Consider the following 20620-nt stretch of genomic DNA (forward strand, 5'->3'; position numbering starts at 1 on the left):
GTGGAGCCGCTTCCACCGGTGCTTTCCGGGCTGCGGTTGCCCGTCATCGGCGCGCCGCTGTTCATCATCTCCAACCCCAGGCTGGTGATCGCGCAATGCACCGCGGGTATCGTCGGCAGCTTTCCGGCGCTCAATGCCCGACCGGCCTCGCAGCTCGACGAATGGCTGGCCGAAATCACCGAGGCGCTGGCCGCCTGGAACGCCGCGCATCCAGACCAGCCTGCCGCGCCCTTTGCGGTCAACCAGATCGTTCATCGCAGCAACGAGCGGTTGGAACACGACATGCTGCTCTGCGCCAAATACAAGGTGCCCATCGTCATCACTTCATTGGGCGCGCGGCCCGAGGTGAACCAGGGCGTGCATGGCTGGGGCGGCATCGTGCTGCACGACGTCATCAACCAGACCTTTGCGCACAAGGCGGTGGACAAGGGCGCCGACGGCCTGATTCTGGTCGCTGCGGGCGCGGGGGGCCACGCGGGCATGCAATCGCCCTTTGCACTGGTGCAGGAAACCCGGCGCTGGTTCGATGGCCCAGTGGTGCTCTCCGGCGCCATCGCCCGCGGAGACTCGGTGCTGGCGGCGCAGGCGATGGGCGTCGATCTGGCCTATATCGGCAGCGCCTTCATCGCCACCGACGAGGCGCGCGCGGTGGACGCCTACAAGCAGATGATCGTCGACAGCAGCGCGCGGGACATCGTGTATTCCAGCCTGTTCACCGGTGTGCACGGCAACTACCTGCGCGGCTCGATCGCGGCCGTCGGACTCGATCCCGACCATCTGCCCGAAGGCGACCCGAGCAAGATGGATTTCGCCGCCGCCACCGGCGACGCCAAGGCCTGGAAAGACATCTGGGGCTGCGGCCAAGGCATCGGCGCGGTGGACCAGGTGCAGCCCGCGGCAAGCCTGGTAGCGCAATTGCAGCGGGAGTACGAAGCCGCGAAAAGGCGGCTCTGCGGCGCTTGACCACCGGCGGTTTCGCCTATAGTTGGCCATGTCGCTGCGACAAAACGGGAGACTTGCCATGCATGCGCATCATCACGCTCCGCTGTCCCGGCCCGAGGCGCCTTCAGCCCCCGACCCCGAGCAACTGGCCAGGGCGCGGACTTTTGCCGAGTTCTATCCGCTGTATCTGGCCGAGCACCGGCAGCCGCTCACCCGCAAATTGCACTTCACCGGTTCGACGCTGGCGCTGATCTGCCTGTTTTTCCTCGTCTTCACCGCCAACCCCTGGTGGCTGCTGGCTGCCGTCATTTGCGGCTACGGCTTCGCCTGGGTGGCGCATTTTGTTGTCGAGCACAACCGCCCGGCCACGTTCAAACGCCCGCTGTTCAGCCTGATGGGCGACTGGGTGATGTGGTGGCAGATGCTGACGCATCGGCTGTAACGGGCGGCTCGGTCAACAACTGCGCCAGGCTCCAGTCGCGTTCCTCATCGCTGAGCATATGGCCGAGCAGGGCGGAGGTGTGTGCGGCGCGTTTTTTGTCGAGCAGCAGCACATCGATCAACGGACCAATGGGAGTGGTCTGCGGGTCGCAGAGCAGCGCCCAGCGCGACGGGCTGCGCGGTTTGGCCGCGACCTTGCCGATCCAGCCCAGGCGCTCCAGCACCGTGAGCAAGTCCTGCAATTGCAGCGGGTCGATGCGCAGGCGTCTGGAGATCTCTTCGGCGCTCAGGCCGCAATCGGGTGCCTGGCGGGCGTGGTGGAGCAACTTGAGGATTTGTACCGCGTTGAGAAACTCGGCGCCCGCATAGCCGTCGAACCGGATGGCGCGCACGCGCAGCGAGGGCAGATAAGCCGCAATCATGGCGCCGACCAGCACGGTGACCCAACTGAAATAGATCCACAGCAGCAGCAGGGGCAGGGTGGCGAAGGTGCCGTAAACCGCGGTGTAGGTGGTGACCGTGGAGAAATACCAGGCCAGCGCCCGCCCGCCCAGGCTGAAGGCCAACGCGGCGACGAATGCGCCGATGAGCGCATCGCGCCAGCGCACCTCGGTGTTGGGAATGAAGCGGAACAGCGACGCCAGCGCCACGGCCATGACGGCCCACGAAGCAAAGCTCAACAGGGCGCTGGCGCCACCCGGCAGGTGATGCAGCAAGCCGCGATGCGCGCCGGCGACATAGCTCATCAGGCCGAGGCTCGCGCCCAGCACCAGCGGAGCGAGGGTGAAGCCGGCCCAGTAGAGCAGCACGCGCTGCGCCAGCGAACGGGGCCGCGGGGTGCGCCAGATGGCGTTGAGCGCGCGATCGACGGTCAGCATCATCGACGTGGCGGTGACGATGAGAAAAACCACGCTGACCGCGCCGAGACCCTTGGCCTTGGCGGCAAAATCCCTGAGATAGCGATAAACCTTGTCGGAAATGGCGTCGGGCAGCATGGCTTGCGCCAGATGCGCCTGAATCTGCCCCTGCATCTTGTCGAATGCGGGAAAGGCGGTGAACACCGCCAGCACCACGGTGAGCAGGGGCACGAGCGAGATCAGCGTGGTGAAGGTCAGGCTGCCGGCCGTCTGCGCCAGATTGTCCTGCGCAAAGCGCCTGGCCAGGGTGCGCAGGCTGGCAATCAGGGTGTCGGAGGGGCGAAGGCGGGACATGGCAATACGATAGCGGCATGAAAGACATCCTGATTCTCTATTACAGCGTACACGGCGGCACCCGAGCACTGGCCGAAAGCCTGGCGCAGGGCGTGGCGCAGGTGCCGGGCGCCTTGCCACGGGTGCGCACCGTGCCGCGGGTGAGCACGGTGGCGGAGCAGACCGAACCGGCCATCCCCGATGACGGGCCGCCCTATGTGGAACTGAGCGATCTGCAGGAATGCGCCGCGCTGGCGCTGGGCTCGCCCACGCGCTTCGGCAATATGGCCGCGCCGCTCAAATACTTTCTCGATCAGACTTCGACGCTGTGGCTCTCCGGCGCGCTGGCGGGCAAACCTGCGGCGGTGTTCACCTCCACCGGCACGCCGCATGGCGGGCAGGAAAGCACGCTGCTGTCGATGATGCTGCCGCTGCTGCACCACGGCATGCTGATCGTCGGCCTGCCCTACACCGAGACCGGGCTGATGACCACCCGTGGAGGCGGCACGCCTTACGGCGCCAGTCATCATGCCGCCCCCGACGCCAGCCTGCCGGTGAGCGAAGAAGAAAAGCGTCTGGCGTTTGCGCTGGGACAGCGGCTGGCGCGGGCGGCGCTCAAGCTCACGGCGGATTGAACCTGAGCGCACGATGTCGGATTCGTCCCAACCGTTATCGACCGCCTTCTGGCAGCACGTCTGGCACCGGGGGGCGGTGGCCAGCCTGCTGGCGCTCATTCTGCTGTGCGTGGCATGGGAGTCGTGGTTGGCGCCGCTGCATCCCGGAGGGTCGCTGCTGGTGCTCAAGGTGCTGCCGCTCCTGCCCGCCGTGCCCGGCGTGCTGCGCGGCAGGGCGCAGACGTTTCGCTGGCTGAGCCTGCTGCTGTGGTTTTATGCGGCCGAAGGCGTCGCCCGCGCGCTGACCGACCCCGGCGCCGCGTCGCGCGGGCTGGGGTGGATCGAACTGCTGCTGTCGCTGCTGCTGTTCGTCTGCGTGGCGGGATTTTTGCGAACGGGAGCCGCGCGCCATGCTGCCCGCTGAACAGCACCGCTTTCTGGACGCCTTGCGCGCCTTGCTGGGCGCCTCGCATGTGCTGCACCAGCCGCAAGACTGCGCCCCCTATCTGACCGACTGGCGCAAACGCTATCAGGGCCGCGCGCTGGCCGTGGTGCTGCCGGGCGATACAGCACAAGTGGCCGGTGTGGTGCAGCTTTGCGCGCTGCATGGCGTCGGCGTGGTGCCGCAGGGCGGCAATACCGGACTGGTCGGCGGGGCCACGCCAGACGCCAGCGGCGGGCAGATCGTGCTGAGCACCCGGCGGCTCGATCGCATCCGGGCCGTCGATGCGGCAAGCGGCGTGCTGATCGCCGAAGCCGGCTGCGTGCTGGCGAGCGTGCAGCAAGCAGCAAGCGAGCACGGCCTGCTGTTCCCGCTGTCGCTGGCCGCCGAGGGCAGTTGCACCATCGGCGGCAATCTCTCGACCAATGCCGGGGGAACGGCGGTGCTGCGCTACGGCAATGCCCGCGACCTGTGCCTGGGCCTGGAAGTCGTCACCGCGCAGGGCGAGGTGCTCGACGCCCTGAACCTGCTGCGCAAGAACAATACCGGCTACAGCCTGCGCGATCTCTACATCGGCGCCGAGGGCACGCTGGGCATCATCACGGCGGCAGCGCTCAAGCTGTTTCCACGACCGGCGGCGCAGATCACGGCTCTGGTCGCGGTGCGGGATGTCGCTGCCGCGATTGCCTTGCTCAATCTGGCGCAGGCCCGGTTGGGGTGCAGCTTGACCGGATTCGAGTTGATGAGTGCCTACTGCCTGCAACTCGTGCAGCGCCATTTCCCTCGGATCGCCTTGCCTTTCGAATTGCCCAGCGCCTGGTGTGTGTTGCTGGAGTCGAGCGAAACCGAGGGCGAGGCGCAGGGCAGGGTGCGACTGGAAGCCTTGTTGCAAGCCGCACTGGATGCGGGCCAGATCGTCGATGCCGCAGTGGCGCAGAGTCTGGCGCAAAGCCGCTCGCTGTGGCATCTGCGCGAGTCGATTCCGCTGGCGCAGGCGCAGGAAGGGCTGAACATCAAGCACGATATCGGCGTGCCGCTGTCGCACATGGTCGCCTTTGTCGAGTCCACCGCCGAGCTGGTCACGCAGGCGCTGCCCGGCGCGCGTCTGGTGGTCTTCGGTCATTTGGGAGACGGCAATCTGCACTACAACGTGCAGGCGCCGGTGGGGGTGGATGCGGCGCGTTTTCTCGCCGAGCATCAGGGCGCATGCAACCGCATCGTGCATGATGCCGCGGTGTCCTGCGGCGGCACCTTCTCGGCGGAGCATGGCGTCGGCCAGCTCAAGCGCGACGAGCTCGCGCGCTATGGCAACCCCGTGGCGCTCGCCCAGATGCGCGCCCTCAAACAGGCGCTCGATCCGCAGAATCTGATGAATCCGGGGAAGATGTGGCCGCGTTGATGCCCGGCAGCGCCTGCCCGCAGCGGCGGCAATAGCGGGCATCCGCAGTGTGCCCAACCAAGCCGCAGCGTGGGCACTGCGTGGCCTGTTCCTCTTTGGCCTGGCGGTGCTTCTCGATGCGGCGCTGCTCTCGATACGAGTTGACCAATTCCGCCGAATAGATCCCCGTCGGCACGGCGATGATGCCGTAGCCCACGATGATGATGCCCGAGGTGATGATCTGACCCAGCGGCGTCTTGGGCGTGATGTCGCCGAAGCCCACCGTGGCCATGGTGACGATGGCCCAGTAAATGCCGCGCGGAATGCTGGTGAAGCCGTTTTTCGGCCCCTCGACCAGATACATGATCGAGCCGAAAATGGTGGTCAGCGTGAGCACGCTGAGCACGAACACGAAGATCTTGTTCTTGCTGCGCGACAGCGCATCAAGCATCTGATTGGATGCGCTGGTGTATTCCATCAGCTTGAGAATGCGGAAAATCCGCAGCACGCGCAGGGTGCGGATCACCGTGAGGTGGCCCGAACCGAGAAACAGCAGTTCGAGGTAGGCCGGCAGAAAAGAAGACAGATCGATGATGCCGAAGAAACTGCGGGCATAGCTCCAGGGATTACGCACGACCGACAGCCGCAGCAAGTACTCCATCGTGAAGGCGATGGTGAAAAACCATTCCAGAATGTAAAAAACACCATGCGCACGCGCATGCACCGCCTGCACCGAGTCGAGCACGGTGATCAGCACGCTGAGCAGAATGAAGCCGATCAGCACCAGATCGAAGAGCTTCTCGTCGCGCGCATCGTGGTAGTACATCACCCGATACCAGTACGCCCGCCAGCCCTCCTTGGAGCGCGGGGCAAGCTTGGTGCTGGACTGGCGGTTGTGCATGGGCAGAGCGGATGTTGACGAAAAGCCGTTCGGGGTATTCGAGATGGGGAAGTAGAACCCTGATGGGCGTCCCAGGGGGCTGGCATTGTCCGCTACAGGGGAACGCCGTGCGAACCGGTCGCAAGCTGGGTCGACGGCAGGATTCAGCCGCCGCGCGCGTGCAGGTAGGCCAGCGAGGCGGCGGTCTCGGGGCTCAGTCCCTGGGTGTTCTGCGACAGCAGGGCGTTTTCGATGCGGGTCGCCAGGGTCTTGCCGAGTTCCACACCCCATTGGTCGAAAGGATTGATGCCGTAGAGCCAGCCTTCCACCACCGTGCGGTGTTCGTAGAGAGCCAGCAGGGCGCCGAGGTGGTAGGCGCTCAGGCGCTCCATCCAGATGAAAGTGGAGGGACGCCCCCCGGGGCAGGCGCGGTGATGCGCGGCGCGCAGCGCGGCCTGCTCAGACATGCCCTGGGCCATGAGTTCGGTCTGCCAACTGGAGGCGTCCTTGCCGTTCCACAGCGCGTCGGCCTGGCCCAGCGCGTTGGCGAGCAGCGCCAGATGTTCGCGCAGGTGGCGGTGCCAGGGATGGGCCACGGCGACGATTTCGTGGAACACGGGCACTGCGGCCTGGTGCAGCAGTTGAAAGTAGGTGTGCTGCACCGGCGTGCCTACGCCGCTGATGACGGCGGGCCCGCTCACATGCACGGGCTGCATGCCGTCGGCGCTGGTGGACTTGCCCAGCGACTCCATCAGCAGTTGCTGCAGGTACAGGGGCATGTGCGAAAACGCATCGCCATACAGCCCGATGGACAGCAACGGCAGACCGAAGCGCACGCGGTAGGCGTGCGACAGGCCGGCCATCAGCCCGGGGGCGCTGCCCTCCAGCGGGGTGTTCAGGAAGTGCTCGTCCATGTCGTGCGCGCCGGCGTGGAGCTGGGTCACCGTTTCACGGCCGAATGCCAGCAGCAGCACCATGCCGTGGGCGCTCCAGAGCGAAAAGCGACCGCCGATTTCAGGCAGCGAACGGAAGATCTGGTCGGCGGGCAGGCCGAAGCGCTGCTGCGCCAGTTCGGCATTCGCGGTGAGCGCGACCAGACGTTGGCGCGCCGGGTCGGCGCCAATGGCATCGCTCAGCCAGCGCAGGGCGATATCGGCATTGCGCATGACTTCCTGGGTGCGGAAGGACTTGCTGTTGATGAGGATCCAGGTGCGCTCGGGCTTGGCTGCGGCTAGTGCAGCGTCGATCGTGGCGCCGTCGAGGTTGGCGACCCAGTGCACCCGGCAGCGCGCGCTCTGCAGCACCGAGAGCGCGGTGTGCAGCGCGAGCATCGGCGTTTCGGAGCCGCCCGCGCCGAGGTGAATGATGTCCAGCCCTTCCGTCCCGGCGTCGGCCACCTGTTGGTCCACCCAGTCGGCCATGCGGGCGAACTCGGCTTGGAGAAAGTCGGCGGCGGCCTGCGAGGGGGCGTCAAGCCCCTTGGCGCCCAGTCGCGACAGCACATGCCAGGCGGGGCGGTTTTCGCTGCCGTTGAGTACCGTTTGGCTCACCAGGTCTTGCGGCTTGTTGGGCAGGGCGGCGAGGGTCTTGAGCGCAGTGGCGAACGCCTGCTCGCCGTGGCGGGTGAACTCCAGTCGCAGGCCGGCGGTGTCGAGGGTCTTGGGTGCGGGCATGAGCTTGGTCGGGCAAAAAGCGGTCGATGGGCGGGTTGCGGGTAGACGGTATTCAGCTTAGCAAGGGTTTGGCGTGCCAGATCTGTTCGGCGTACTCGGCAATGGTGCGGTCGGAGGAGAACGGGCCCATGCCGGCCACGTTGGCGAGCGCCTTTTTCGCCCATTCTTCGGGCTGGCGGTAAAGCGCATCGACCCTGGCTTGGGCGGCGATATAGCTGGCATAGTCGGCCAGCAGCATGTAATGGTCGCCCCAGTTGACCAGCAGGTCGTAGAGGCTCAGGTAGCGGTGCGGCTCTTGCGGGCTGAAGCGGCCGTCGCGCAGGGTGTCGAGCACGCGCGACAACTCGGGGCTGGCGCTGACGATGGCATGGGGCTGGTAGCCAGTCATGCGCAGGTCGGTCACTTCGCCTGCGGTGAGGCCGAAAATGAACATATTGTCGGCGCCGACGTTTTCCTGAATTTCGACATTGGCGCCGTCGAGCGTGCCGATGGTGAGCGCGCCATTGAGCGCGAGTTTCATATTGCCCGTGCCCGAAGCCTCGGTGCCAGCGGTGGAAATCTGCTCGGACAGATCGGCTGCGGGAATGATGACTTCGGCCGCACTCACGCCGTAGTTGGGCACGAACACCACCTTGAGCAGATCGCCCACGCGGTCATCGTGGTTGACCGTCCTGGCGACGTCGTTGATGAGCTGGATGATGAGCTTGGCGATGTGGTAGGCCGAAGCCGCCTTGCCGGCAAATATCACCACGCGCGGCACCGTGACACTGCCCGGCTGCTCGATGATGCGCAGGTAGCGGGTGATGACGTGCAGCACATTGAGCAACTGCCGCTTGTATTCGTGAATGCGCTTGACCTGCACGTCGTACAGCGCATCGACCGGGATGGTCACGCCGTGATGCGTCTGCAGCCAGGCGGAGAAGCGCACCTTGTTGCTGCGCTTGGCGCTCTGAAATTCGGAGATGAGATCGGAGCTGTCCAGCAGCGGGCGCAGCCTGGACAGCTCGGACAGATCGCGGCGCCAGTGGGCGCCGATGGTCTTGTCGAGCAGCGCGGCCAGCGGCGGATTGGCCAGCGCGAGCCAGCGGCGCTGGGTGATGCCGTTGGTCTTGTTGTTGAAGCGCGTGGGCCAGAGGCGGGCGAAATCGGCGAAGATGGATTGCTGCATCAGTTCGGAATGCAGCGCCGACACGCCGTTGACCGAATGGCTGGCGAGCACGGCGAGGTAGGCCATGCGCACCGAGCGCGTGCCCGATTCGTTGACCAGCGAGACGTGTCGCATGAGATCGACGTCATGCCCATGCTTTTGCGTCAGTTTGTTGAGAAAGTTGGCGTTGATGTCGAGGATGATCTGCAGATGGCGAGGCAGCACGCGGCCCAGCATGTCGATCGGCCAGGTTTCCAGCGCCTCGGACATCAGGGTGTGGTTGGTGTAGGAAAACACGCCCTGGCAGATGCGCCAGGCATCGTTGAAGGGCAGGTGATGCACGTCGAGGAACAGGCGCATCAGCTCGGGGATGGCGAGCACCGGATGGGTGTCGTTGAGGTGGATGGCCACCTTGTCGGCGAACTGGTCGAAGGTGGTGTGCGTCTGCAGGTAGCGGCGCATCAAATCCTGCACGCTGGCGCTGCAGAAAAAGTATTCCTGGTGCAGCCGCAGCTCGCGCCCGGCGTCGGTCGAGTCGTCGGGGTAGAGCACGCGCGAGACGTTCTCGGAGTGGTTTTTCTCCTCCACCGCGCCGAAATAGTCGCCGCGGTTGAAGGCGGAAAGGTCGATCTCCTTGGTGGCCTTGGCCGACCACAGCCGCAGGGTGTTGGTCGTGGTGGTGTCGTAGCCGGGGATGATGGTGTCGTAGGCCATGGCCTCGACATCGTGGGTATCGACCCAGCGGGCGCGGTCGCCCTCCTTGATGACATGGCCGCCGAACTGCACCCGGTACACCACTTCGGGGCGCGCAAACTCCCAGGGGTTGCCTGCGGTGAGCCAGTAATCGGGCACTTCGACCTGTCGCCCATCGACGAGGGTCTGGCGGAACATGCCATATTCGTAGCGGATGCCGTAGCCGTAGCCGGGAATGCCCAGCGTGGCCATGCTGTCGAGAAAGCAGGCCGCCAGCCGGCCCAGGCCGCCGTTGCCCAAAGCGGCATCGGGCTCCAGATCGGCGATGGCGTCCATGTCGACGCCCAGTTCGTGCAGCGCCTGGCGCAGCGGCTCGGTGAGCTCCATGGCGATCAGGGCATTGGTGAAGGTGCGGCCGATGAGAAATTCCATCGACAGGTAATACACCTGCTTGGCGTCCTGCATGTTGCGGGCGTGGGTGGTGTCGAACCAGTGCTCCACCATGAGGTCGCGCACGGCATACGAGGCCGCATGCAGCCAGTCGATGGGCTGGGCCGAGAGCGGGTCTTTGCCGATCTGGAACATCAGCTTGTTGGAGATCGCACGCTTGAGCGACTCCACGTCGCGCGGCGGCGTGTCGTGGACGAAGGGGACCGAGGCGGCTTCGGGCAGAGGCGGTTTGGGTTCGGGGGTCATGGGTGAGCGCGAGCGAAATCTGTCAGGACGGACTGGTAGAGCGCGTGGTATTGCCGGGCAGACCGAGTCCAGCCGAAGTCTTGATGCATGCCGGTTTGCCGTACCCGCGACCAGGTGCGCGGCTGGCGATAGAGAGCCAGCGCTCGGCGCACCGCGTGACGATAATGAGCCTCGGAGAAGTTAGCAAAAACGATGCCAGTTGCCGTGCCGTCTTCGAGCGTGGCGAGGTCGGCATCGACCACGGTGTCGGCCAGGCCGCCCACGGCGCGCACCAGCGGCAGGCTGCCGTAGAGCAGGCCGTACATCTGCGTCAGGCCGCAGGGCTCGAAGCGCGAGGGTACGAGGGTGATGTCGCTGCCGGCAAAAATACGGTGGGCCAAAGGCTCGTCGTAGCCGACGCGCAGGGCGACGCTGCCCGCATGGCGCTGCGCCGCATGGGCGAAGGCGGATTCCAGCTCGTGGTCGCCGCTGCCCAGCACCAGCAACTGCCCGCCGCCTTCGACGACGGTGTCGATGCCGGCGAGCACCAGGTTGAGTCCTTTCTGCTCGGTCAGGCGGCTGACCACGGTGAACAGCGGCGCCTGCTTGCTCACGGCCAGGCCGGCTTCTTGTTGCAGCGCCGCCTTGCAATGCGATTTGCCCGCGAGATGCTCGGCACTGTAATGCCGCGGAATATGCACGTCGGTGGCGGGGTTCCAGATCGCGGTATCGACCGCATTCAGAATGCCGCAGAGATCGCCGCGCCGGGTGCGCAGCAGACCGTCGAGGCCGAAGCCCTGTTCGGGTGTCTGGATTTCGTGCGAATAGGTGACGCTGACCGTGGTGATCCTGTCGGCGTAATACAAACCGGCTTTCATGAACGAAAGCTGTCCGTAGAACTCCAGTCCTTCGACCTGAAACGCAGAAGCAGGCAGGCCGAGTTCGCCGAAGGTCTCGGCCGGGAAAACGCCCTGATAGGCGAGGTTGTGCACCGTATGGATGCAGGGCACGGGTTTGCCGGCGCTGAGCTTGAGGCAGGCGGGGGCCAGACCGGCATGCCAGTCGTGACCGTGCACCAGGTGCGGCGCCCAGGCGGGGTCCAGGCCGTGCGCGAGCCGTTCTGCGGCCCAGCCCAGCGCGGCAAAGCGCCGATGGTTGTCGGCGTAGGGGCGGCGCTGCGCGTCTTCGTAGGGATTGCCCGCGCGGTCGTACAGGCCGGGGGCGTCGAGCACGTAGGCGCGCACCGGCTGATCCGCGGCGCCGCCGACGGCGGGCAGGGTTCCTGCGAGCACGCCCACGGTCTCGCCCCAGGGCAGGGTGAACCGGCCCACGGCCTGCTCGCCCTGCAGACCCGAGCGGATGGCGGGAAAACCCGGCAGCAGCACGCGCACCTCGCAACCGGCGCTGGCCAGCGCCGCGGGCAGCGCGCCGGTGACGTCGGCCAGACCGCCGGTCTTGAGCAGGGGAAAGATTTCGGCGCTGACCTGCAGCACGCGCAAGGCCACCCCGCCGCCGGGCCGCCCCAAGGCGGGGTGCGCCCTCTCGGGGGGCAGCGCAGGCGAAGCCGCAGCTTGGGGGCTAGGTTCAGTCATCGTCTTCCTCGTTCAGTTCGGTCTCGCCGAGTGCGCGCAGCATCTTCTTGGTCACCAGCACGACGCCGCTGGCGGTGCGCTCGAAGCGCTGGGCGTCGAGCTCGGGGTCTTCGCCGATCACCATGCCCTCGGGCAGTACGCAGCCGCGGTCGACGATGACCTTGTTCAAGCGGCACGAGCGGTTGACGAGCACGTCGGGCAGCAGCACGCTTTCGTTGATGGTGCAGAAGGAGTGCACCCGCACATTGGAGAACAGCACCGAGTTGCTCACCGAGGAGCCCGAGAGAATGCATCCGCCCGAGACCATCATATTGATGGTCTTGCCGTGGCTGCCGTTGTGGTCTTGCACGAACTTGGCGGGGGGGAGCTGGCGCTGGCTGGTCCAGATCGGCCATTCGGTGTCGTAGAGGTTGAGTTCGGGGGTGACCGAGGCGAGGTCGAGGTTGGCGGCCCAGAAGGCGTCGAGCGTACCGACGTCGCGCCAGTAGGGCTGGCTTTGCTGCCCGCCCTGCACGCACGACATCGAGAAAGGGTGGGCGTGCGCCATGCCCTGGCGCACCGCTTCGGGGACGATGTCCTTGCCGAAGTCGTGCGAGGATGCCGCGTCGGCCATGTCTTCTTCGAGCATGCGGTAGAGGTAGGCGGCGTTGAAGATGTAGATGCCCATGCTGGCCAGCGACATCTGCTCGTTGCCGGGCATGGCGGGAGGATCGGCGGGCTTTTCGACGAATTCGACGATTCTGCGCTTGTCGTCGATGGCCATGACGCCGAAGGCGCTGGCCTCGGCGCGCGGCACTTCGATGCAGCCGACGGTGACCTGGGCGCCGCTTTGCACGTGGTCTTGCAGCATGATGGAATAGTCCATCTTGTAGACGTGGTCGCCGGCGAGGACGACCACGTATTCAGGCTTGCTCGACTGGATGATGTCGATGTTCTGATAGACCGCGTCTCCCGTGCCGCGATACCAGTGTTCTTCGTCCACGCGCTGTTGCGCGGGCAGCAGATCGACCATTTCGTTGAGTTCGGCGCGCAGAAAGCTCCAGCCGCGCTGCAGGTGGCGCAGCAGCGAGTGCGATTTGTACTGGGTGATGACACCGATGCGGCGGATGCCGGAATTGACGCAGTTGGACAGCGCGAAGTCGATGATGCGGAACTTGCCGCCAAAATACACCGCGGGCTTGGCGCGCTTGTCGGTGAGCTGCTTCAGGCGCGAACCCCGCCCGCCCGCCAGCACGAGGGCGATTGAGCGGCGCACCAGCATGTGCGGCTGCATCTGGCGATCTTGCAGGATCATCGGGCTCAAGGGGCTGTTCTGATTCATGGCAGGTCTCCTGGGTGTTTTGGGGGTGAAGCGCAAACTCGGATGGTGGATCAGGTCATGACGCTGGGGGCGCCCATGCCCGTCCAGTGACGCACCCGGGCCACTTGCTCGGCCAGGGCGATGAGCGGAGCGAGCGCCTGCTGCGCGGGCAGATCGTGGCGCGCCGGATCGGGCTCGTGGCGCTCCAGGTAGATGCGCAGCGTCGCGCCTTCGGTGCCCGTGCCCGAGAGCCGGAACACCACGCGCGAGCCGCCTTGCAGAACGATGCGCACACCCTGCCTGCTGCTCACGCTGCCGTCGACGGGGTCGGTGTAGGCAAAGTCGTCGGCGACGGCCACAGGTTCGCCCGCGAGCCTCTTGCCGGGCAGTTCGGGCAGGGCGGCGCGCAGCTCGCGCATCAGCGCGTCGGCCCGTTCAGTGGGGATGCCCTCGTAGTCGTGACGCGAATACACGCAGCGGCCATGCTCGGCCCAGAGCTCGCGCACCAGTTGCTCCACCGACTTGCCGGTGACGGCGATGAGATTGAGCCAGAACAGCACGGCCCACAGACCGTCTTTTTCGCGGATGTGGTTAGAGCCGGTGCCGTAGCTTTCCTCGCCGCACAGCGTGACCTTGCCCGCGTCGAGCAGGTTGCCGAAGAACTTCCAGCCAGTGGGTGTCTCGTAGCAGGCTATGCCCAGCGAGGCGGCAACACGATCGACGGCGGTGGACGTGGGCATGGAACGCGCCACGCCCGCCAGCCCTGCCGCGTAGCCCGGAATGCGCGTGGCGTGCGCCGCCAGCACGGCCAGGCTGTCGGAGGGCGAGACCACGAAGTTGCGGCCGACGATCATGTTGCGGTCGGCGTCGCCATCGGTGGCGGCGCCCATGTCGGGGGCGTCGGCGGCAGCCATGTGCTCGATCAGTTCGGTGGCGTTGACCGGATTGGGATCGGGGTGCAGGCCGCCGAAGTCTTCGCGCGGCTCGGCGTGGACCACCGTGCCCTTGGGGGCGCCGAGCTCGTCTTCGAGCAGCGCGCGGGCGTAGGGGCCGCCGACCGCCCACAGGGTGTCGAGCCGCAGGCGGAAGCCGCGGGCGAACAGGGCGCGGATGGCGTCGAAATCGAACAGTTCGCGCTGCACCGCGCAGTAGTCGGCCACGGGGTCGATGATGTCGATCTGCGTGCCCAGCAGGGTGTGGACGCCCAGGGCGTCGAGCGGCAGGTCGGGGCTGTCGACGGTGCGGATTTCATGCACTTCGCGCGAGCGCCGGTAGATGGCCTCGGTGACCGATTCGGGCGCCGGGCCGCCGTTGGCGATGTTGTACTTGATGCCGAAGTCGCCTTGCGGCCCGCCGGGATTGTGGCTGGCCGACAGCACAATGCCGCCGCTGGCCCCCCGGCGGCGGATGACCGCGCTCATCGCCGGCGTGGACAGAATGCCGCCTTGCCCCACCAGCACGCGGGCATAGCCGTGCGCCGCGGCCATGCGCAGGATGGTCTGGATGGCCACGCGGTTGTAGAAGCGCCCATCGCCGCCGACCACCAGCGTCTTGCCGCCGGCGTCGCCCAGCACGTCGAACAAGGCCTGCACGAAGTTGTCGAGATAGCCGGGTTGCTGGAACACGCTGACCTTTTTGCGCAGCCCGGAGGTGCCGGGGCGCTGGCCTTCGAACGGGGTGGTCGGTCGGGTGACGAGTTTCATGCTGAAGGTCATGCCAATGGGTCTCCTGTTGTGTGCGGCGCGGCGTCCTCCAGCATGGCGATCCACAGGCTGGTGGGCGGCAGGGTTTGCTGCCCGTGGAGTCGCCGCACCTTGTCACCGCGCGGGGCGACCAAGCCATCGTTGGTGGACAGTCTAAGCAGCCACGCCCCCGGCCTGAGGGTGAAGGGGACTTCCTGCCCCTCGGCATTGATCAGAATCAGAACCTGTTGCGAAGCGGTTTTCAGCAAAACCATGAGTGCGCCGTGGTCGTCGCGCGCCCAGTCGGCCTGCTCCATCGGGCGTCCGTCGGCCCGGTACCACGCTGCGCCGGGTTGGGTCGCGGTGGCGGCCGGGGCCCACCAGGCGTGGCTTTGCAGCAGGGGCAGTTCGCGTCGCAGCGCCAACGCGCCGCGCACGAAATCGCGCAGGCCAAGGTCGGCCTGTGCCCAGTTCATCCAGGAAACCGGGTTGTCCTGGCAGTAGGCGTTGTTGTTGCCCTGCTGGGTGCGACCGAGTTCGTCGCCCGCCAGCAGCATGGGAGTGCCCAGCGAGAACAGGGTGACGGCGAGCAGGGCGCGGCTTTGCCGGGCGCGCGCGGCGAGGATTTCCGGGATTTGCGTCGGCCCTTCGACGCCGTTGTTGGTGCTGAGGTTGTGGCCGTGGCCGTCGCGGTTGTCTTCACCGTTGGCCTGGTTGTGGCGATGCGCGTAGCTCACCAGATCGCGCAGGGTGAAGCCGTCGTGCGCGGTGACGAAGTTCACGCTGCTGTGCGCGCCGCGCAGCGCCGGGCGAAAGACATCGCTCGATCCGGCCAGCCGGGTGGCGAACTCGCTGGGCGCGTTCTGGTGCTGCAGCCAGAAGCTGCGCTGGGTGTCGCGGTAGCGGTCGTTCCACTCCAGCCAGCCAGGCGGAAAACCGCCCAGACGATAGCCGCCCGGCCCCAGATCCCAGGGCTCGGCGATCATCAAACGGTTGCACAGCACCGGGTCTTGCGCGATGGCGCTGAGAAAAGCGCCGTCGGGCTGGAATTCGTTCTGCACTCGCGCCGTGCCGCGCGCCAGAGTGCTGGCCAGATCGAAGCGAAAGCCGTCCACGCCGAATTCATTCACCCAGCGGCGCAGGCTGTCCATGACCACGCGCAGCACCAGCGGCTCGTTCAGATTGACGCTGTTGCCGCAGCCCGTCCAGTCGAGGTTGCGGCCGGGGTTCTGCGCATCGAGGTGGTAGTAGAGCGCGTTGTCGATGCCGCGCAGCGACAGCGTGGGGCCGGTGTGCGGGTCGAGTTCGGCGGTGTGGTTGTAGACCACGTCGAGGATCACCTCCAGCCCGGCGGCATGCAGGGCTTCGACCAGGGCGCGAAACTCGCTGCGCGGCGTAGTGCCTTCGCTGCCGCTCCACAGCCGGGTTTCGGGCGCGGCCCAGGCGATGGGGGAGTAACCCCAGTAATTGCTCAGGCCCATGCGCAGCAGCCGGGCTTCGTCGGCGCGAAAAGCGATGGGCAGCAGGTCGACGGTGGTGACGCCCAGCGCCTTGAGGTGGTCGATGGCGGCCGGATGCGCCAGCCCGGCGTAGCTGCCGCGCAGCTCGGGCGGCACGTCGGGGTGTTGTGCGGTGTAGCCCTTGACGTGCAGTTCGTAGATGACGCGCTGCGCCGGGTCGATCACGGGGCGCGGCTGCACCGGCGGGGGCAGGTCGGCGACGACGCGGGCCTTGAGCGCGGTGGCGGCGTTGTCGCGCGGGTCGGGGCGGTCGGGGTGGGCGGGATCGTGGCCGAGGTGGATATCGCTGCCGTCATAGCGGCCGACGACCTCGCGTGCGCAGGGGTCGAGCAGCAGCTTGGCCGGGTTGAATCGGTGGCCTTCGTCTGGCGACCACGGGCCATGCACCCGCCAGCCGTAGATCAGCCCTTCCACGCCGCCGACCTTGGCGGGCAGGGCGCCTTGCCAGATGCCATCGCGTCGCCCGTGCAGGGGCAGGCGGGCGACTTCGGTCTGCCCATCCGGGGCGAACAGGCAAAGCTCCACGGCCTGCGCATGCGGCGCGGCCAGGGCGAAGTGCACGCCGTCTGGATGCAGTTGCGCCCCCAGGGTGGTGACCCGTGCAGCCTGCAGCCCGATGGGGGCGGGCGCAGCGTGGTGCGGCGTTTTGCGGCCAGGGGTTTTCATGGTTCAGGACACCGGGCGCAGGATGACGCAGGCCAGCGGCGGCAGCGTGAGCTGCAGCGAGAACGCTCGGCCGTGCGCGGGCAGGGACTGGGCTTCGCGCAAGTCCAGCGGCAGCCCGGAACCGTCATACACCGGATCGTCGGTGTTGATCAGCACCTCCCAGCGCCCGCCTTGCGCCACGCCGACGCGGTAGCCCGGGCGCGGCGTGGGGGTGAAGTTGCACAGCACGACGAAACGGCTGCCGTCGCGCGCGGCGCGCTCGAAAGCGAGCACGGACGCTTCAGCGTCATCGAAAGTGATCCAGGAAAAGCCCTCCGGGTGATGGTCGAGCTGGTGCAGCGCCGGGTGGGCGCGGTAGGTGAGGTTGAGGTCGCGCACCAGGCGCTGCACGCCGCGGTGGGGGGCGTGCAGCAGGGCGTCCCAATCGAGGCTGTAGTCGGACTGCCACTCGGGCCATTGGGCGAATTCGTCGCCCATGAACAGCAGCTTCTTGCCGGGGTGGCTGAACAGATAGCCGAAATAGGCGCGCAGATTGGCGAACTGCTGCCAGTGATCGCCGGGCATCTTGGAGATCAGCGAGCCTTTGCCATGCACCACTTCGTCGTGCGAGAGCGGCAGCACGAAGTTTTCGTCATAGGCATACATCATGCTGAAGGTCAGCTCGTTGTGGTGGTACTTGCGGTGCACCGGGTCGCGGCGCATATAGCTCAGCGTGTCGTGCATCCAGCCCATGTTCCACTTGTAATGAAAGCCCAGGCCGCCGCCTTGCAGGTCGTCGCTGGGCGGGCGGCTCACGCCGGGGAAGGCGGTGGATTCCTCCGCGATGGTGATGGCGCCGGGGCGCTGCACGCCCACGGTGTGGTTCATGCGGCGCAGGAAGTCGATGGCTTCGAGGTTCTCGCGCCCGCCGAACTGGTTGGGCAGCCACTGCCCGGCCGGGCGGCTGTAGTCGCGGTAGAGCATGGAGGCCACGGCGTCCACGCGCAGGCCGTCCACATCGAAGCGTTCCAGCCAGTACAGCGCGTTGGCCACCAGATAGTTGCGCACCTCAACGCGACCGAAGTTGTAGATCAGGGTGTTCCAGTCGTGGTGAAAGCCTTCCCGCGGGTCGGCATGTTCGTACAGGTGGGTGCCGTCGAAATTGGCCAGTCCGTGCGGGTCGGATGGAAAGTGCGCGGGCACCCAGTCGAGGATGACGCCCAGCCCGGCTTCGTGCGCGGCATCGACGAAAAATTGAAAGTCTTCGGGCGAGCCGAAGCGCGCCGTCGGCGCGTACAGGCTGATGGGCTGGTAGCCCCAGGAGCCGTCGAACGGGTGTTCGCTGATGGGCAGCAGTTCCAGATGGGTGAAGCCCAGGTCGCGGGCGTAGGGCACCAGGGTATCGGCCAGTTCGCGCCAGTTCAGCCAGCGCCAGCCTTCCGCCTTGCGCCACGAGCCCACGTGCACCTCGTAAATGCTGATGGGGGCCGAAAAATCATTGATCTGCGCCATGTCGTGGCGGATGGGATGCAGCGGCGGCAGGCCCTGCACGATGCTGGCGGTACCCGGCCGCAATTCGGCGCGAAACGCCATCGGATCGGCTTTTTGCAGGATGTCGCCGTGCGGCGTGAGGAGCTCGAACTTGTACAGCGCCCCTTTGCCCACGCCGGGCAGGAAGATTTCCCATACGCCGCATTCGCGCCGCAGCCGCATGGGGTGGCGGCGTCCGTCCCAACCGTTGAAATCGCCGATCACCGAAACGCGCCTTGCATTGGGCGCCCACACGGCAAAGCGCGTGCCGGCCACGCCCAGCATCTCGCCCGGGTGCGCGCCCAGACATTCGTAGGGGCGCAGATGGGTGCCTTCGGCCAGCAGCCAGGCATCGGTCTCGCCCAGCACGAGCGGGAAGCGATAGGGGTCTTCGACATCGACCACCCAGTCAGGGTCTCCCGGTTGCAAGGGCGGCCAGGTCACGCGCAGCAGATAGTCGAACGGCTTGTGGCGGCGACCCATGCGGGCGCTGAAGACGAAGGTGTCTTCCTGCCTTCCCAGCTTGGCGGCCGTCTCGCCGCTGGCGCGATCGATGACTTCCACGCCCAGCGCGCCGGGCAGTACGGCATTCACCCACAGCGTGGCGCCGCGCAGATGCATGCCCAGCACGCTGAAAGGATCGGCGTGGCGTCCGGCGGTGAGATCGGCGATGTCGTGTTCGGTGAGCATGGCGCAGGTTCGTGTCAGGGAAGGCGGTTGTAGAGCTGGCCGAGCCGCAGCAGATCGGCCGCATGGCCCGGTTGTACCTGGTTCCAGGTGAAGCGCCAGGCCCAGTTGCCCTGCGCCGTGCCGGGCGTGTTCATGCGATGCGTGCCGTCCTGCCGCAGCACGTCCTGCATGGCGAACAGGGCGATGTCGGCCACGCTGGCGCTGGCGGTGCGTATCAGCGTCCAGGCGATGTCGCTGCCGTCGCAGGCGAGGTATTCGCGCAGATGGTGGCGCACGGCCTCGGGCGCGGCAGCCCACCAGCCCTCGGTGGTGTCGTTGTCGTGCGTGCCGGGATAGACCACGGTGTCGCGGGTGTAGTTGTGCGGCAGGTAGGCGTTGCGGCTGCCGTCGCTCTGCCCCCAGGCGAAGTGCAGGATGCGCATGCCGGGAAAGCCGAAGCGCTGGCGCAGCGCGCTGACTTCCGGGGTGATGACACCCAGGTCTTCGGCAATGATGGGCAGCGGGCCGAGCGCTTGGGAGACCGCCTCGAACAACGCCGCTCCCGGCGCCCGCACCCAGCGGCCGCCGATGGCCGTGGGCTCGTCCGCGGGAATTTCCCAGCAGCTCTCGAAGCCGCGGAAATGATCGACGCGCACCCAGTCGACCAGCGCGAAGGTGGCGCGCAGCCGCGCGATCCACCAGGCAAAGCCTTCGGCCTCATGCGCCGCCCAGCGGTAATGCGGATTGCCCCAGCGCTGGCCGGTGGCGGAAAAATAGTCCGGCGGCACACCAGTGACCACCGTGGGGTTGCCGCTGGCGTCGAGCTGGAACAGGTCGGCCCGGGCCCAGACGTCGGCGCTGTCCAGAGAAATGAAAATCGGCATGTCGCCCATCAGTCGCACGCCTTTGCCGTGGGCATAGGCGCGCAGCGCGGCCCACTGGCGGAAAAAGCGCCACTGGGCAAAGGTCCAGAAGGCGATGCGCTCGGCGTGCCGCGCGCGCGCCTGCTGCAGCGCCTCGGGCTGGCGCCGCACCAGCGCGGCGTCCCAGGTTTGCCAGGGCTGCCCGCCGTGGTGCTCGGACAGCGCCATGAACAGCGCGTAGTCGTCGAGCCAGGCGGATTGTTCGGCGCGGAAGGCGGACAGATCGGCGCGCTCTTCCGGCGTGGCCGTGGCCTCGAACCGCAGCGCGGCGCGGCGCAGGCGTTCCATGCGAAAGGGGATGACGCGGTCGAACTGCACGCGCTCGTCCGACAACTCCTCCTCCGCGGTCAGATCGTCGGCTTGCAGCCAGCCGCGATGCTGCAGCTCGGCCAGGTCGATCAGCAGCACATTGCCGGCGAAGGCCGAGGTGCTCATGTAAGGCGAGCCGCCCAGACCGATGCCGCCCAGCGGCAGGAATTGCCACACCGACTGCCCGGCAGCGTGCAGCCAGTCGATGAAGTGGTAGGCCGCAGGCCCGAGATCGCCGCTGCCATGCGGGCCGGGAAGACTGGTGAGGTGCAGCAGCACGCCGCTGCAGCGGGAAAATCCTGGGGTGGGCGTCATGGATGGGAGGGAGCAGGCATTCGCCGAGAAGGAGGTCGTCGAGCGGCGCGATTCGGGGGA

Annotated in this window: 15 protein-coding genes; 5 read left to right on the forward strand and 10 right to left on the reverse strand. The window is 66.8% G+C overall.

Annotation, left to right across the window (positions count from 1 at the left end; genetic code table 11):
- Both RBR52_RS11005 and RBR52_RS11010 read left to right on the forward strand, forming a co-directional pair.
- A complete protein-coding gene (locus RBR52_RS11005; RefSeq protein WP_320377305.1) occupies positions 1–963 on the forward strand; it encodes a nitronate monooxygenase family protein in 963 nt (320 codons plus the stop codon).
- A 58-nt stretch (positions 964–1021) separates the two neighbouring features.
- Positions 1022–1384 (forward strand): DUF962 domain-containing protein, encoded by a 363-nt coding sequence (locus RBR52_RS11010; RefSeq protein WP_320377306.1) that lies wholly within the window; start codon positions 1022–1024, stop codon positions 1382–1384.
- Here the strand turns inward: RBR52_RS11010 and RBR52_RS11015 are convergent.
- Positions 1329–2594 carry a YihY family inner membrane protein gene (locus RBR52_RS11015; protein WP_320377308.1) on the reverse strand — a complete coding sequence of 422 codons (1266 nt, stop codon included), beginning with the start codon at positions 2592–2594 and terminating at the stop codon, positions 1329–1331. The genes RBR52_RS11010 and RBR52_RS11015 overlap by 56 nt on opposite strands.
- A 17-nt stretch (positions 2595–2611) precedes the next feature.
- Between RBR52_RS11015 and wrbA the strand changes: the two genes are divergently transcribed.
- The 3 genes from wrbA to RBR52_RS11030 are packed head-to-tail and all read left to right on the forward strand — an operon-like array spanning position 2612 to position 5028.
- Positions 2612–3208 (forward strand): NAD(P)H:quinone oxidoreductase, encoded by a 597-nt coding sequence (gene wrbA, locus RBR52_RS11020; protein ID WP_320377309.1) that lies wholly within the window; start codon positions 2612–2614, stop codon positions 3206–3208.
- Positions 3209–3221: 13 nt separating this feature from the next.
- Positions 3222–3611: a DUF2069 domain-containing protein gene (locus RBR52_RS11025; RefSeq protein WP_320377310.1), complete on the forward strand. Its 390-nt coding sequence runs from the start codon at positions 3222–3224 to the stop codon at positions 3609–3611.
- Positions 3598–5028: an FAD-binding oxidoreductase gene (locus RBR52_RS11030; RefSeq protein WP_320377311.1), complete on the forward strand. Its 1431-nt coding sequence runs from the start codon at positions 3598–3600 to the stop codon at positions 5026–5028. The genes RBR52_RS11025 and RBR52_RS11030 overlap by 14 nt, the downstream gene beginning before the upstream one ends.
- Here the strand turns inward: RBR52_RS11030 and RBR52_RS11035 are convergent.
- From RBR52_RS11035 to malQ, 9 genes are all read right to left on the reverse strand, one after another.
- Positions 4970–5908: an ion transporter gene (locus RBR52_RS11035; protein WP_320377312.1), complete on the reverse strand. Its 939-nt coding sequence runs from the start codon at positions 5906–5908 to the stop codon at positions 4970–4972. The two genes, RBR52_RS11030 and RBR52_RS11035, sit on opposite strands and share 59 nt — an antisense overlap.
- Before the next feature lie 143 nt (positions 5909–6051).
- A complete protein-coding gene (locus RBR52_RS11040; protein ID WP_320377313.1) occupies positions 6052–7560 on the reverse strand; it encodes a phosphoheptose isomerase in 1509 nt (502 codons plus the stop codon).
- Between the two features lie 52 nt (positions 7561–7612).
- Positions 7613–10096 (reverse strand): glycogen/starch/alpha-glucan phosphorylase, encoded by a 2484-nt coding sequence (locus RBR52_RS11045; RefSeq protein WP_320377314.1) that lies wholly within the window; start codon positions 10094–10096, stop codon positions 7613–7615.
- Positions 10093–11574, reverse strand: coding sequence for a glycogen synthase GlgA (gene glgA, locus RBR52_RS11050; protein ID WP_320377350.1), 1482 nt, complete (start codon positions 11572–11574; stop codon positions 10093–10095). Before glgA ends, RBR52_RS11045 begins: the two co-directional genes overlap by 4 nt.
- Before the next feature lie 85 nt (positions 11575–11659).
- Complete coding sequence (gene glgC / locus RBR52_RS11055; RefSeq protein ID WP_413818318.1) at positions 11660–12988, reverse strand: glucose-1-phosphate adenylyltransferase; 1329 nt, start codon at positions 12986–12988, stop codon at positions 11660–11662.
- 50 nt (positions 12989–13038) lie between these two features.
- Positions 13039–14670 (reverse strand): alpha-D-glucose phosphate-specific phosphoglucomutase, encoded by a 1632-nt coding sequence (locus RBR52_RS11060; protein WP_320377315.1) that lies wholly within the window; start codon positions 14668–14670, stop codon positions 13039–13041.
- 8 nt (positions 14671–14678) lie between these two features.
- Positions 14679–16835, reverse strand: coding sequence for a glycogen debranching protein GlgX (gene glgX / locus RBR52_RS11065; RefSeq protein ID WP_320377316.1), 2157 nt, complete (start codon positions 16833–16835; stop codon positions 14679–14681).
- A 3-nt stretch (positions 16836–16838) separates the two neighbouring features.
- Complete coding sequence (gene glgB / locus RBR52_RS11070; RefSeq protein ID WP_320377317.1) at positions 16839–19034, reverse strand: 1,4-alpha-glucan branching protein GlgB; 2196 nt, start codon at positions 19032–19034, stop codon at positions 16839–16841.
- Between the two features lie 14 nt (positions 19035–19048).
- Positions 19049–20560 carry a 4-alpha-glucanotransferase gene (gene malQ, locus RBR52_RS11075; protein ID WP_320377318.1) on the reverse strand — a complete coding sequence of 504 codons (1512 nt, stop codon included), beginning with the start codon at positions 20558–20560 and terminating at the stop codon, positions 19049–19051.
- Between the last annotated feature and the right edge of the window lie 60 nt (positions 20561–20620).

Origin of the sequence: Thiomonas sp., assembly GCF_034007205.1 — a bacterium.
GTDB lineage: Bacteria > Pseudomonadota > Gammaproteobacteria > Burkholderiales > Burkholderiaceae_C > Thiomonas.

What these genes read in the sequence shown, in the direction of transcription:
- RBR52_RS11015 (WP_320377308.1), bottom strand. Translation starts at nt 2,594, where the DNA reads ATGTCCCGCCTTCGCCCCTCCGACACCCTGATTGCCAGCCTGCGCACC.
- glgX (WP_320377316.1), bottom strand. Translation starts at nt 16,835, where the DNA reads ATGAAAACCCCTGGCCGCAAAACGCCGCACCACGCTGCGCCCGCCCCC.
- RBR52_RS11010 (WP_320377306.1), top strand. Translation starts at nt 1,022, where the DNA reads ATGCATGCGCATCATCACGCTCCGCTGTCCCGGCCCGAGGCGCCTTCA.
- RBR52_RS11045 (WP_320377314.1), bottom strand. Translation starts at nt 10,096, where the DNA reads ATGACCCCCGAACCCAAACCGCCTCTGCCCGAAGCCGCCTCGGTCCCC.
- RBR52_RS11060 (WP_320377315.1), bottom strand. Translation starts at nt 14,670, where the DNA reads ATGAAACTCGTCACCCGACCGACCACCCCGTTCGAAGGCCAGCGCCCC.
- RBR52_RS11030 (WP_320377311.1), top strand. Translation starts at nt 3,598, where the DNA reads ATGCTGCCCGCTGAACAGCACCGCTTTCTGGACGCCTTGCGCGCCTTG.
- RBR52_RS11035 (WP_320377312.1), bottom strand. Translation starts at nt 5,908, where the DNA reads ATGCACAACCGCCAGTCCAGCACCAAGCTTGCCCCGCGCTCCAAGGAG.
- glgB (WP_320377317.1), bottom strand. Translation starts at nt 19,034, where the DNA reads ATGCTCACCGAACACGACATCGCCGATCTCACCGCCGGACGCCACGCC.
- RBR52_RS11040 (WP_320377313.1), bottom strand. Translation starts at nt 7,560, where the DNA reads ATGCCCGCACCCAAGACCCTCGACACCGCCGGCCTGCGACTGGAGTTC.
- RBR52_RS11025 (WP_320377310.1), top strand. Translation starts at nt 3,222, where the DNA reads ATGTCGGATTCGTCCCAACCGTTATCGACCGCCTTCTGGCAGCACGTC.
- wrbA (WP_320377309.1), top strand. Translation starts at nt 2,612, where the DNA reads ATGAAAGACATCCTGATTCTCTATTACAGCGTACACGGCGGCACCCGA.
- glgC (WP_413818318.1), bottom strand. Translation starts at nt 12,988, where the DNA reads ATGAATCAGAACAGCCCCTTGAGCCCGATGATCCTGCAAGATCGCCAG.
- malQ (WP_320377318.1), bottom strand. Translation starts at nt 20,560, where the DNA reads ATGACGCCCACCCCAGGATTTTCCCGCTGCAGCGGCGTGCTGCTGCAC.